The sequence below is a fragment of the Paenibacillus xinjiangensis genome, from assembly GCF_059686975.1.
The window spans coordinates 1-14003 of the sequence record NZ_JCAALS010000052.1 but is presented as its reverse complement, the minus strand read 5'-3'; the positions used below and the strand labels follow the sequence as shown (position 1 = coordinate 14003).

Genomic DNA, 14003 nt, shown 5'->3' with positions numbered 1-14003 from the left:
TGAAACCCTACCTAGATTGGCGCAAAACCAAGGATAAGAAGCAAGTTTCCGTGACTTAACCGTCTAACCTTACTCATCGAGAATTTTACACACAAATTTGGACTTGACCCTAGTTGGGCGATAATGTTGCAGAAAGGTCAGCATTATGGCCGGAAGAGGCCCCAGATGAGCGATAATGCTGCAACAAGTGCAACATGAAAGCTCCGAAGCAGCCAGCATAGACGCACTAGCCCCTTTAGACTGAAGAACCTCTGAAACCAGTTACAAGCTGGTTCAGAGGTTTTTTCATGTCCTGGCAGCACTCTCACTCATACGAATTCGCATCTCTAATGAGCTCGAGCAGCTTGGTGCTGTCTGCTAGCGAGAGAATGCTGTACAGGGACTTGCTGTCATCCACGAGCTCGATCTGGTTGCTGTTAGAGTTGTACCAAACCCTGTAAAGATCTATCTGGAGCAAAACATCATCTTCCCCGATCACAGCAATACTGAGCTCATAATCAGGAGGACGCGACATGGATACGTTCGTATTCTCGTCGAACTCGGCAAGGTTCAAGAGCCAGATTATGGTCTCGGCAGCTGAATCGGTTACGGCTTGTGCTGGTCCATTATTAACAGCATCTGCTATTCGAATAGAGTATTCATTAGTCTCCGGGTATCGTTCCGTGGCTGCGCCAGCACTAGTATCACTTTTAAGTATAGCTTTCGTATTCGGACTCAAACAGCCTGATATAGTGATTAGACAGCAAGCGATCAGTATCGCCATTATCCAACTTTTCATCACAATTGATACACCGCCTTTTTATAGCAGACGTATTCTTACACTCTAATGTTACATTTATCCAATTACCCTTGAACAAAAATTTACCTAACCTTTACTTTGAATTTACTTCGCTCCGCTTCTATCTTTACCCCTCATCTATACAATAGCTTTATAGAACAGGTTAATAGAGAGGAGTGGGAGCATGCTTACATCAAAATGGACATGGTTAGCCGTATTGTTGACGCTTGCGATGGCAGCCACCTTCCTGCTGCAAGGCACCCGGAGCTCGAACGCATCGAATGGGGATATGACAGACCCCTATCTGGACCCCTATGCGCTGTCATTGGCACATCGACATGCCGGATCTGATTCAGAAACAGTCATAGAGAAGGGCGTGAAGATGGAACTGGAATGGCTGAATGGCCCGCCCCAGGCCAATAACGAAGCATCCCGCTTATCCATATCCTTCACAGAAGGCAGCGGCAATCCAGTGGAAGATTATACGATAACGAACGAGAAGCTGCTTCATCTCATTGTGGTTAGCGACAACCTCGAGCAATTCCAGCATGTTCATCCGGAGTATGCGGGAGCCGGCAAGTTCGAGCTCTCCATGAAGTTTCCTGCTGGCGGACGGTATAAGCTGTATGCCGATTTCATGCCAGTCGGAATGAATGAACTAACGCGCGTGGGCGAAGTGGACGTGCTTGGAGATCCCATGCCGGCCACTCCACTTGAACCAAGCGAGTCCTTATCTGTAAGAGTGAACGGCATGAATATAACGCTTGAGTTCGCTGAACAGCTCATGCCGCAGATGCAGACGAGTATGACCTATACGTTCACCGATGCGAAGACGGGGGAGCCGATAACGGACCTAGAGCTGTATCTAGGAGCGGTGGGCCATGCGGTTGCGATTGACCAATCGATGGAGCAATTCATACATATTCATCCTCTCAATTGGGCTTCATCCGGCCCTCAAGCGGTGTTCGGCGTGTCTTTTCCAAAGGCTGGGGTGTATAAAATGTGGGGACAATTCCAGCGTAATGGACAAACGTTCCTCGTGCCATTCGTTATTAAAGTTTAACCATCAATAGAGAGTCTGCTTAGGGGGTTATCCTCTACAGGCTCTTTTTCTATTACACTCGCTTTCTTTACCCAATTCGGGTGAAAGTATTAAGCGGACTTTACCTAACTCTACTTCTTCTATTACCTTGACATGTTAGAGTATGTAACATCACATATCCAATCAGAGAGGAGTATCGTTCACTGGTCCAAAAAATTATTAATTTCGTTAACTGGAGGGTAACTATGAATAAGAAAAAGGTAATCATTCCTCTCATTGCTGCATCGATCGCTCTTGCATCTACTAATTTCTTCCCCGGCTTGATCGGTATGAACAGGCTTAGCGCAGCTGAGGTACAAAGAATCGTCTATCACCCGCTTAACGCGTTGACCCCGCAAGAAATTGAGAAAGTATCCAGCATCGTTAAGAAATCTCAGTATGGCAGCAACGATATGTACTTCCCGGAGATTAAGCTGGAGATGCCTGATAAAGCGAAGGTATGGGCGTGGGATGATACGAAGAATACGAAGCTTCCTAGACAAGCGACCTTCACAACGATTAAGGGGTCTAAGCCATATGAAGGCATAGTGGATCTGGACACTAGCAAGGTCATCTATTGGAAAGAAGTAACCGCAGGCTGGCCGTTCTACACGGAATGGGGACAAACTGGCGATATTGTAAAAAAAGATAAAGATGCCGTTGCAGCTCTTGCCAAGCATGGCATTACGGATCTGAGCAAGGTAAGCTTCGCTGATGGCCCTCTAGGTGATTATGGTCCCGAGCTGACACCGAAGGGCTCGCGCCTAGCGATGTCAGTTCCTCGTCCGAAGATTGAGGGAGCAGTCAACAACTTTGCCCATCCGATGGATGGTCTGGCGTTCCTCGTAGACTTGAATGCGAAGAAGGTGCTCAAAATCTATGACACCGGCAATCCGCCAGTGCCAACCGATCCGAATGATTATACGAAGGTGATAAAGAGCTCTCGCACCGATGAGCTGAAGCCGCTGATCATTTCCCAGCCCAAAGGGGCAAGCTTCTCTGTGAAGGGGAATATGATTGATTGGCAGAACTGGAACTTCCACTTCCGTCTCGACCCCCGTGTAGGTCCAATCGTATCTACGGTATCTTATGATGATAATGGAGATAAACGTAAAGTGATGTACGAGGGCTACCTCGGAGGAATGATGGTCCCTTATGGTGATCCGGAAGCTGCTTGGCTGTACAAAATATTCATGGATGCCGGTGAATACGGTGTTGGCTTATCCACTCGCTCACTCGTTGTAGGAGCCGATGTTCCTACCAATGCAACGCTGTTCGATGCTGCACTTAACAATACAGAAGGCAAAGGAACAATCGTGAAGGGAGCATTCGCATTGTTCGAGCGCTATGCCGATCCAGAGTTCTCCCATAACGAAGAGGCTCGTGAACGCAGAGAGCTCGTGCTTCGTTCCGTCGCCACAATTGGCAATTATGATTATGTGCTGGACTGGGTATTCCTGCAAAATGGTTCGATTAAGCTGATGGCTGGAGCAACCGGTCTTGCACAGGTCAAAGCCGTTGAGACGAAGACGATGCATGATGCAACGGCAGAGAAGGATACAAGAAACGGCAAGCTGGTAGACACGAATATTGTGGCTCCGACACATCAGCATATTTTCAGCTATCGCCTCGATCTTGATGTAGATGGTGAGAAGAACTCGGTTGGTGAAATCCTGCCGAAGGCTCTCACCGTGGCGAATCCAGAATTCGCGCGAAGTGAAATGGTAACATTCGAGAAGACTTATAAGACAGAGCAGCAAGCGATTCAGAAGTTCGATCCGGACAAAATCGTGCTTGTCACAAACAATGCCAAAGAGAATAAATTAGGCTATGCGACGGGCTATCAAGTCATCCCTTATGCTGGCGGTACGCATCCATTCATGGAAGAGCCGCTGTTCACCAAAACAGACTATGTACTGAAGCGTGCTGAATTCATCAATAACCATATTTGGGTTACGCCTTATAAGAAAGACGAGAGATACTCAGAAGGCAAGTACACCACACACAACACCGATACTGGACTTGGTCTATGGACGTTGCAGAACCGTAACATTGAGAATACGGATAGTGTTGTTTGGCTCACGACGGGTACGACTCACGTCATGAGGGCGGAGGAATTCCCGATCATGCCGACGGAATGGGTAACTGCGATGATCAAGCCGTTCAACTTCTTCAACGAAACGCCAACACTCGACCTGCCTAAGGTTACGCCAGTTCAGCCGTAAAGCCATAAAGCCCGCTCTTCTGCCACTGTGGCAGGAGGGTGGGCTTTGCTGGTCTTCAGCTTGGATCCTTAAAATGTGTGTGATTCACCGTCTTCTGGGATCCATACGTTAGAGGAAAATCCTTTTTCTTCAGTGAAGGACTTCAGTTCCTCTCTGGATAAGGTCCAATGATTGACAGCTTCCATATGAACCGAAATTATTGTAGCGTTTGGGGCTGCCTTGTGCACTTCATAAATATCTTCTGTACCCATTACAACAGAACCAAGCCCGAGAATCTGATTATCCCCGCCATTAACAACGATTATCTCTGGTTGATGGGCTTCTAGCTCTTCTCGAATGCCTTCATACCATACGGTGTCTCCGGCTACATATAACGTTTTCTCATTTGGATGCTTGAACACTACCCCGCATACATTGCCCACAAATTTAAGGACTTCTTCTTCCCGTCCATGCTCTCCCTGTGTTTTAATGAATTGGATATCCTCAAACTTCGTGTCCGTTGTAAGAACCGTAACATTGCTGAACCCAGCGTTTCTAATCTCCAGTGCATCGTCTTCATTTTGTGCATACATAGTGATATCCTTTGGTAAAGCTTCCTTGGCTGCATCATCAAAATGATCCAAATGCAAATGAGTTACGATTACAGCATCAACATCTATAATATTCTGAATCGTGTCCGGCAAGCCGAAAAGAGGATTAAATTGATCTTGTCTTATCGTATTTGGGAAAGGTGGATAAGTCCCTTTTTCAGCTAAAAACGGGTCAATCAGAAACTTTTTTCCTGCATATTCAACTATAATAGTCGCGTTTCTTATTTGTGTAATTTTCATTTTGTCAGCTCCTTGCTTTTTATAGTATGAGTTTAACGGAAAAGCAAACCGCCTTTACATAGTCAAAATCAAGTCATTTGATGGACTTACTTGAAAAATGAAATTTTTTGATTAAAAGCAGGAAATAATCTTAATATACAGAGGTGATCATCTTGGATAAGACGGATTCACTAATTTTGGCTGAACTTTCAATAAATAGTCGTATAACGATGAGAGAATTAGGAGAAAAAGTTCATTTAACCGGGCAAGCAGTATCAGATCGAATTGAGAAGTTAATATTTAACGGTGTTCTTGAGGGCTTCACAATAAAAGTGAATCAATCCAAAATAGGGTGTTACATTCATGCTTTTATTACAATCTATACCATTAGCTTGCACCACCAGCCTTATCTCACATTCATCAAAAAACAAGAGGAGTTCATATTGAATAATTATAAAGTTAGTGGTGACGGCTGCTTTCTCCTGGAGTGTAGATTTCCCTCAAATGAAGTTTTAGATCAGTTTCTAGTCGCATTGAACGAACATGCAAACTACAAGTTATCAATCGTGATAAAGTAGCAAAACAATAGCAAATATGCTTTTTCGAATAGCATCCCCTTACGGCAGACAGTGGAACAAGAGTTCATGTATCATGAAACACTGTTGACCGGAGGGGATTTTTTTTCATGCATGAATTAAGATGACTTTTAAATTTCAAGTGAACGAGTACAATCACTTGTTTTTATTTATGTACTTGGTGCAAGCACCGTATTAAACTTTAGCTATTGTAAAGGGAGGAGTTGTATGTAATGACAAATGGTTCACAAAGTTATGTTGATCCTTACAGATCTCAGAGCCGCTTATATAGACGATCACTGCTAATAGTTGTAATCTCTCAAATATTTGGGGGTGCTGGTCTTGCTGCGGGGGTAACTGTTGGTGCTCTGCTTGCGCAGGATATGTTGGGGACGGATAGTTATGCTGGTGTACCATCCGCGTTGTTAACACTCGGATCAGCTGCTGCTGCATTAATGATAGGGCGATTCTCGCAGCGTAATGGTCGTCGGCTGGGTCTCGCTGGCGGATTTCTAATAGGTGGTATTGGGGCAATTGGGGTCATACTGGCAACGGAATATAATAGCATATTTCTTTTGTTGATATCCCTCATTATTTATGGATCTGGAACAGCAGCCAACTTACAAGCACGATATGCGGGGACAGATTTAGCCAAGCCTACTCAACGGGCACAAGCCATCAGTATCTCTATGGTTTCAACCACTTTTGGAGCAGTTGCGGGTCCCAATATGGTGGACATTACGGGACGATTCGCAGCAGCAATTGGTCTTCCACCACTTACAGGATTGTTTTTTTTAGCTGCTGTGGCATTCCTTATAGCAGGATTGATATTATTGATTTTTCTACGTCCCGACCCTTTAATTGCAGCAAAAAGTATAAAACTGTCCATGCAGCATGAAACGGCAGAGGGTAGTAACAAATCAACTGGGAATAACCATAATGGACTAGTTGTAGGTGCGACAGTTATGGTATTAACTCAAATCGTAATGGTTGCAATTATGACAATGACACCTATACACATGAAACATCATGGACATAGCTTAGGAGACGTAGGGCTAGTTATTGGCATACACATAGGCGCGATGTATCTCCCTTCCCTAATAACAGGCATTCTGGTCGATAAGTTTGGTCGAGTAGCTATGTCGATTTCCTCTGGCGGTGTATTATTGCTTGCTGGTATTGTTGCAGCTGCAGCTCCTGCGGATTCGATGATACTGCTCATCATTGCTCTAGCTTTGTTAGGACTTGGTTGGAATATTGGTTTAATTAGTGGGACTGCGATTATTGTGGATTCGACAAATCCAGATGACCGTGCCAAAAAACAAGGAATGATTGATGTGTTAGTTGGATTGGCGGGAGCGTCAGGGGGAGCACTATCGGGTATGGTTGTCGCCCATTCCAGTTATGCTGCACTCTCATATGTTGGTGGCGGACTCGCACTGTTACTAATTCCAGTTGTAATATGGTCTCGAAAAACCAAAAAGCAACCAAGTATTGATTAAGTTCATCGAGGCTTATCAGAAGCTGCAGAATCCTCGTGTCCGTGTTCAATCATTTGTATGAGGGAGGCTCAGGCATGCTGCATATTGTAAACGGTGATGTTGTAGGGGAGAAGCTGAAGCAGGGAGTCGTTCAGGGGGAGGTGCTTGTATGGAGAGAGGTCTACCCGGCGGGGCCGATATTTGTAAATCCAGCGGAGGCGGATGCACGGGTATTACGGGCGAGGGTTCTGGAAGAAACGATGGGTATTCCGGCCAGTGATTATACGAAGGGCTGTATGGAACAAGAGCAGAAGCTTCGTAAGTATGCCAAATACGATGAAATTGTATTGTGGTTCGAGCACGATCTGTTCGATCAGAGCATGCTCGCTTATCTACTCCACTGGTTCAAAGGACAGAAGCTTGGCCATACGAAGCTGAGCCTGCTCTGTATTGGAGATTTCCCGGGAATCGAACCGTTTCATGGTCTAGGACAGCTAACGCCGGAACAGCTTCAGACATTATCCGGAACCTGGCGAACCATTGGGCGCCAAGAACTGGAGCTCGGGAGCGAGCTTTGGCAGGCATACGCTTCGCCTGATCCTGTGCGCATGATGGAGCTGCTGGACAATAAAAAGGCGATACTCGCAGCATCCGGCCTGCCTTATGCCTATGAAGCCTTCCGAGCGCATCTCAAGCGTCTGCCATCAGAGCGGAATGGTCTTGGCATTGTGGAACAGACCACGTTGCAGGCTGTTTATAATGGAGAGGCTACGCTACTGGAATTGTTCCGGCAGGTCTCTGACGATCTGCATATGCTCGGCATGGGCGATCTCGAATACTGGAAATTTATTCGTGCATTGGTGCAAGGCGAGCATCCTCTGCTGACTATTGACGGGACTGAGAATGACTTGGATGTAAGGGCGATCCCTAAGCTTCTGAACAACTCAATCATGCTGACTGAGCTCGGTAATCAGGTGCTCATTGGATCAGTCGACCGTATTGCCGTTCAGGGTATCGACGAGTGGTTCGGAGGGCTGCATCTCTATGGGCATGAAGTTTCTTGGCGCTGGGATGATCGGGCTGGAGGGTTGGCTCGGCATTGAAGCAGCTACAAGATGGATGCTCATGTAATAGTAGATATGCTCCTTATCGCTGCTTCTATTTCTTGGTGGCGGCGAAGCAAATTGTCATACTGGTCTTTAATTCTTAAGATCGTACTATTTAGCTGTACATAATTAAGTAGTCGCTTCACGTCTGTGTTCAATAGATGCTGCCTCCTATCATCCAAATCTGAAAACACAGCTTTCTGTTCTGCTGTAAAAGCATGAAGCAACTCTGCTATGTCGCTCCATTTTTTCTCTAATAGAGCTGTAGCCTCTCTTGTCTCCATTAGACGATGATTCGATAATATTGTGATGGCTAGCAAATCAGTATCCTCATCATCATCTCTATTGTGTGCCAGTTCTCGTAAATTTTGAAGATAATTTGGAGACAAGCTCCGTATCCCATTTGACTATCAAATAGGCAAGGAGGTTGTATATCCAGATTGTGTCACGTTGAGACAAGATCGTTCTAATATGTGGGATAGTTTCATCCTTATACTTAAGCAATATATCAGCAATATCAAATGCTATGGGCCAATTCATATCCTGCAGCCATTCCAAAAGTTCGGGTAGCAAGGGAATGACCATTGGCCCTTCTAGACCAGCCAGCACCTCAACACTTGTGAAATCACTCTTATCTTTAGGTAGATTATTGTGATTCATTGGCACCACTCCTCTCTCTTTGTCTTATTTGATAAAGGCCATTCATGCGAGCCTACACAGCTGCCGACAAAGGCAGCTTCAAGGAGAACACACAGCCTTGACCGCTCTGTTCGTTGAAGGTTACGCCCAGCTCGCCGCCATGCAGGGCCGTTATTTCTTTGGCGATGGCGAGACCAAGCCCACTCCCGGGGATGCCGCTGTTGCGTGATTTATCCACTCGGTAGAAGGAGTCGAATACATAGGGGAGATCCGCCTCGGGTATGCCTTTTCCACAGTCTATCACCTGAAATAGAGCAGTATGCTCACTTAGCTCTAGATTCAACGTTATTGGAGAAGTGGGCTCTGAATATTTCATCGCATTGTCTATGAGATTGTCCAGAACTCTCTCGAGCAAGTGGGCATCTCCGTTTAGCGTGTTGTGCACCCCTGCCTGCAAGATTTGGAAGGGACGCTGCTCGAGTTCCATGAATGCTTCCCATTTATGAGTTATTTTGCGGAAAAAGCTCTCCGTGTTAATAAGTGTATAGGTAGGCTTAGTCTGCCTGGTTTCCAATAAACCGAGCTCATTCAGTGTAGATACGAATTGCGTGATGGTCTGAATGCCTTCATAGATTCGTTCTAGGAAAATGTCTCTATTTTCAGGAGGAATGGTTCCGTCATGAATGGCCTCGATATACCCTCTAATTAATGTAATTGGTGTCTTCAGGTCATGAGAGATGTTCATGATTAATTGCTTGCGCCAATCCTCCATTAGAATCAGCTCTTCCACCCGAGCCTCCAGCTCATAGTTCATGTCACGAAGCTCCTCAGTCCGCAGCTCGACCTTGGACTCGAGCTGTTGATTCTGCTCGATCTGCTGTTCAACCAGCTCATTAATCTTGCTGGCCATGCCATTGAAGGAGAAGAGCAATTGATTGAATTCGAGCATCGGTGTGTCTTCCAGCTTAGCTGAGAATTGTCCTGCACCCATCTCGCCGAATGCATGAATGAGCTGATTGACGGGCCGGGATATTCTAGAGCGCAGGTAGAAAGCGAGCAGCAGACATAGGCAGACGGCCAGAGCGCATAACAGAGACAGCTGAAGGCCAAGCTGCTTATTGGTCTGCTTCGTTAATTCTGTCGTAGCGGCATAGATAGGCTCGAGAAGCTTGTTCTCAGGGATAATATAACCGAGAATCCAATTAGAGGATGGGATGGATCGGCTGAATACGGCCTTAGGCTGGCCATTGATAGCCATGCTGCGGTAGCTGTTCAAGGTGTCGGGATTGAATATATCGGCTAATCGGAGACTGGAGAGCTCTTCTTCCCCCTGCTGCTGTGCGGCAATGAGCTCGTAATCGGAATCGAGCAGGAACGCATAGCCATCCTCATTCTCGAACCGCGTATTCAGCACATTGTTGACGAATCGTTCAATCGTAACATCAGCAGCAACGACACCCCTTAATACTCGTTGTTCATCGAATACAGGCGTTGTAGCGGTGAACATTCTCCCTCGCGGCGTAATATCCAGATAAGGCTTCGTCCAGACGACCTGAGCCTGCTTCGGCGGGATATTAAGGGCATCCGTGTAGAAGCTGTAGCTCGTCAGCTTATATAAAGGCTCTACAGTTGTCGTGGAATCGGAACTAGCAGCAGCATACAAAGGGTAGTAGAAGGAGCCCGACTGCGGGTGAATGTAATACATGGATACGATATTGGAATTACGTGAAGTTTCGGAATGAAAGATCGGGAACAGCGCCTTCATACGGGCAAAATCAATGCTTTGCTCCATCGTAGGCTGCTTCGATTGATGCAAATCCGTATTGCGGATAGAGACGATGCCCTTATCATCAGATTCCCTCTGCCTGTAGCTCTTGAGCGAGGGGGAATAGGCGAAGGCTAGAGGCGTCACTCTTGTATGCTGTTCGGAAGCGAACAGGGACTCGGCCATCGCTTTGGCTACGAGCACAGCATCCTCAACTTTGCGCAGATCGCTGCCGATAGCATAAGCCTGCTCTTCGATATCAGATTGATACATCTGCAAATAATTCTGCTCGGTCAATCGGGCGTTCGTCTCATTGAATTGCTGGAGCTGTGAGCGGACAGTCTGTCCGGTGAATACGGATAGCAATATTAGCGGGATTAACGATACAGCCAGCATAGTCAGCAGCAGCTGAAAGGCGAAGGTACGGGGCTTTTTCCTTCTGGATAGGCTAAATTTCCTGAATTGGCTCATCGAACTTATACCCAATTCCGCGTATGGTCGTAATTCGCGTTGGCATCGAAGGATCGCGCTCGATCTTTTTGCGCAGATGCCCAATATGTACTTGAAGGGTCTTCGTGTCGAGACTGCTGTCATATCCCCATATATGACTGAGCAGCCGTTCAGCTGTCAGCACTTGTCTGGCGTTCTGCATGAAATAGGCGAGCAGTTGAAACTCCTTGCCGGAGAGCTCGATCTTAACACCGTCGACATAGGCTTCGTGAGCGTCAATGAACAGCTCGATATGCTCTGATCGAATGCAAGCAGCAGGAAGGGGGATGGGAGTCGATGTACGTTCCTCAACCATTCGATTGCGTCTTAGCTGAGCCTTGATTCGAGCGACCAGCTCTACAGGGCTGAATGGCTTGCTGACGTAATCATCAGCGCCGACGCTGAGACCGACTACCTTATCAATCTCATTATCCTTGCAAGATAAGAAGACGATTGGCGCATTGGTCGTCTGGCGAAGTCTGGTACAGAGCTCATAGCCCTCAATATCAGGGAGAAGAACATCGAGTACGATCAGGGATGGCTGCTCTTTTTTCGTCAGCTCAATCGCTTGTCTGCCATTCACAGCATTCAGGTGACGGAAGCCATCCTTCACCAAATACATGCCGACCAGCTCACCGATTCTGACTTCATCATCTACAGTTAATATGAGTTCCCCTGGCATACTATGCTTCACCTCATCCATAGAAATAGTCGAGAACAGTTGTATTCTATTAAATATATATGGAGAAGGTGGATTTGCGCAATTACTAATGTTAACTTATCTAACACGAGTAGAATCCTTGAATCAGAAATAGGCAGTACAAGTGTGAAAAAACCTTGTACTGCCTTGAAGTGCTCCCCTTATAGTAGATTGGAAAAACCCATATGGGAAACCGACGATACTTTTGGGGTTTATTTTTATGAGAAAAAGAGAGTAAACGAATAAATTGTATTCCAAGAAGTAAGGAAAGAAGTGGTAAGTTTACACGAGGAGGATAAATGGACGAAGTGAGGAGTTCATTCGATTTTTAGCATGAGTGTAAATGTTAGACTGGACTTCATTAAGCTAACGGGTAGATTACAATAACGAATCGACACGTCTGAAAGTGTAAATATTTTTCACTTGTACTTAGTAGCGGCATAAGGCTTTTGCCGTTCAATGCGCAACCATAATATGGTATTTTTATCTTGAAACTGTACTAAGAGAAGGTGCTGATATGGGGTATTGGGGATTTGGTGTGTTTGAAAATGATTTTGTAGGAGATTGGGTAATAGATCTCATTGAAACCGACAGTATGAATTTAATCGAAGAAGCAATTCAACTAGCACTTGAAGATGCTTTTATTGAAGCTGACACTGCAAGTATTGCCATAGGAGCAATCGAGATTTTATTAGCATTACAAGATACTACGAATAGGGAACAAAACCTTAAAGAAATTCATTCCTGGGAATATGAAGAGTTGGAAGAATGGATCGACAGCCATAAAGGACAAGGGAGTAATCTGTTGGTAGATGCTCACCGTGCACTAGTTAAAATAATCGCGGAATCTGAACTGGCTGAATTATGGAAAGACTCAGATCAGCAAGATATTTGGTTAAAAACAGTGAAGGATTTGGAGAACAGGTTGTCGCAAACTTCAAGAGAACTAATGGGATAGGTAAACGATCTAGGTAGACTGAACTAGCAATAGCAGACTACGAGAGCATTAAGCTATCTGAGAACTATGGCTTCATAATTACCAGGACGCGGCTGCCGGCATAAACCGACAGCCGCGTTGAGCTAACGGGCAGGAAAACTGAATGACATTGATTTTATCGAAGTAATAAAATGATTCGACAGACAGAATCTGTATTCTTATGGGGATGGGGCTAAATATGGATTTAGAAGTAGCAATTAAAGAAAATATCTTCGAAAGCCTTAATCAATACATATTTAATACAAAGAATCTAATTTTCGCTTCGGCTGCATCAGTGTTGATTATTCAAAACGGCGTTATTGTAAACGAATGGTACTCTGGACGTCATGAGAACACAGAATATAGTCGGAAAGTTGATGTAAACTCACAGTTTAATATTGCATCGATTCGCAAGACCTATTTAGGATTCGCTATAAGTCTTGCACTTTTTGAAGGAAGAATAAAAGGTCTCAATGATTCTGTTTCAGTTTATCTTGATGATCTAGACGATGGCGTGATAGCGGGTACAACCATTCGCCATTTGTTAACCCATACACATGGTTTGAATAGCCCATTGAAGAGAATGTTCCCATCAGGTTCTCATTGGGAATATAATAACGCAGGCGTCGATCTGCTTATCAAAATTGTTCAAAAAGTATTTGATCAATCCCTTGCTATGGTTATTGAAGAGAAAATTTTAAAGCCGTACGGTTTCACAGAAACAGGATGGAGAAAAGAAAACAGTGAAAATCTCGTCTGGCTTGACGAAACCTATGTAGGAGAACAAGGTGGGGAAGCAAACCTCTTTGTTAGTACACGGGAACTGGCATTTTGGGGATATTTGCATCTTACTAAAGGTCATTATCAAGGGAAACAAATACTACCTAAACTCATATTCGAACAAGCGGTGACGATCATTACTCCATCTGCACTTGATGATACTTTGCCCCGCAATGGATTCTTTTGGTGGGTGCAGGATATGCCGAGCGCGACGTCGGAGCTGGGAGGACAACTTCCAAAGGGGACTTATCAATCCCTCGGGTTCTACGGAAATGCTCTCTTGGTGATACCCGAATATAATGTAGTGGCAGTAAGAATGTTAAATCAAACCGAGAGTAATCCCTTTTGTTATGATTATTTAAAAGACATACAAACCTTCGGAAATATGGTTTTGGAATGTATTTTAGCTCAAAAACCGTTAAGCTAACGGGTAACGTTAGTTGAACAAACAAGGAGCAGTTTGCATACAGCTGCTGCTCCATTTCTTTATTAAGCTATACCAGCTAATAGCTTGTCAACATTACCAGCAAAACAGCTCGAGAACTTGTGTTATATTGATTAATGAGCATGCCAAAGAACCCTCCAATTCGAATTGTATT

The 14003-nt window shown here is 45.1% G+C and carries 12 protein-coding genes; 7 read left to right on the top strand and 5 right to left on the bottom strand.

The window, feature by feature from the left end:
* Nucleotides 1–304: 304 nt before the first annotated feature.
* A complete protein-coding gene (locus AC6ESP_RS29190) occupies nt 305–778 on the bottom strand; it encodes a hypothetical protein (protein WP_497100293.1) in 474 nt (157 codons plus the stop codon).
* 184 nt (nt 779–962) lie between these two features.
* Between AC6ESP_RS29190 and AC6ESP_RS29185 the strand changes: the two genes are divergently transcribed.
* Nucleotides 963–1841: a DUF8832 domain-containing protein gene (locus tag AC6ESP_RS29185; protein WP_497100292.1), complete on the top strand. Its 879-nt coding sequence runs from the start codon at nt 963–965 to the stop codon at nt 1839–1841.
* A 224-nt stretch (nt 1842–2065) separates the two neighbouring features.
* The gene (locus tag AC6ESP_RS29180; RefSeq protein ID WP_497100291.1) at nt 2066–4084 is read left to right on the top strand and encodes a copper amine oxidase; all 2019 of its coding nucleotides are present in this window, start codon (nt 2066–2068) and stop codon (nt 4082–4084) included.
* A 68-nt stretch (nt 4085–4152) separates the two neighbouring features.
* Here the strand turns inward: AC6ESP_RS29180 and AC6ESP_RS29175 are convergent, their stop codons facing one another.
* Complete coding sequence (locus AC6ESP_RS29175) at nt 4153–4914, bottom strand: MBL fold metallo-hydrolase (protein ID WP_497100290.1); 762 nt, start codon at nt 4912–4914, stop codon at nt 4153–4155.
* Nucleotides 4915–5063: 149 nt separating this feature from the next.
* Between AC6ESP_RS29175 and AC6ESP_RS29170 the strand changes: the two genes are divergently transcribed.
* The 3 genes from AC6ESP_RS29170 to AC6ESP_RS29160 all read left to right on the top strand — a co-directional run bounded on the left by AC6ESP_RS29170 (nt 5064) and on the right by AC6ESP_RS29160 (nt 8052).
* Complete coding sequence (locus tag AC6ESP_RS29170) at nt 5064–5471, top strand: Lrp/AsnC family transcriptional regulator (RefSeq protein ID WP_497100295.1); 408 nt, start codon at nt 5064–5066, stop codon at nt 5469–5471.
* Nucleotides 5472–5701: 230 nt separating this feature from the next.
* Nucleotides 5702–6970, top strand: coding sequence for an MFS transporter (locus AC6ESP_RS29165; RefSeq protein ID WP_497100294.1), 1269 nt, complete (start codon nt 5702–5704; stop codon nt 6968–6970).
* 74 nt (nt 6971–7044) lie between these two features.
* The gene (locus AC6ESP_RS29160; RefSeq protein ID WP_497100289.1) at nt 7045–8052 is read left to right on the top strand and encodes a DUF1835 domain-containing protein; all 1008 of its coding nucleotides are present in this window, start codon (nt 7045–7047) and stop codon (nt 8050–8052) included.
* Nucleotides 8053–8397: 345 nt separating this feature from the next.
* On the opposite strand, the gene AC6ESP_RS29155 is transcribed toward AC6ESP_RS29160, so the two are convergent.
* The 3 genes from AC6ESP_RS29155 to AC6ESP_RS29145 are packed head-to-tail and all read right to left on the bottom strand — an operon-like array spanning nt 8398 to nt 11630.
* A complete protein-coding gene (locus tag AC6ESP_RS29155; protein ID WP_497100288.1) occupies nt 8398–8715 on the bottom strand; it encodes a DUF5071 domain-containing protein in 318 nt (105 codons plus the stop codon).
* A gap of 52 nt (nt 8716–8767) precedes the next feature.
* Complete coding sequence (locus AC6ESP_RS29150) at nt 8768–10930, bottom strand: ATP-binding protein (protein WP_497100287.1); 2163 nt, start codon at nt 10928–10930, stop codon at nt 8768–8770.
* Complete coding sequence (locus AC6ESP_RS29145) at nt 10908–11630, bottom strand: response regulator transcription factor (RefSeq protein WP_497100286.1); 723 nt, start codon at nt 11628–11630, stop codon at nt 10908–10910. The genes AC6ESP_RS29150 and AC6ESP_RS29145 overlap by 23 nt, the downstream gene beginning before the upstream one ends.
* 535 nt (nt 11631–12165) lie before the next feature.
* Here AC6ESP_RS29145 and AC6ESP_RS29140 point away from each other — a divergent pair.
* Complete coding sequence (locus AC6ESP_RS29140) at nt 12166–12606, top strand: DUF4259 domain-containing protein (protein WP_497100285.1); 441 nt, start codon at nt 12166–12168, stop codon at nt 12604–12606.
* A 217-nt stretch (nt 12607–12823) separates the two neighbouring features.
* Complete coding sequence (locus AC6ESP_RS29135) at nt 12824–13831, top strand: serine hydrolase domain-containing protein (RefSeq protein WP_497100284.1); 1008 nt, start codon at nt 12824–12826, stop codon at nt 13829–13831.
* Nucleotides 13832–14003: the final 172 nt, after the last annotated feature.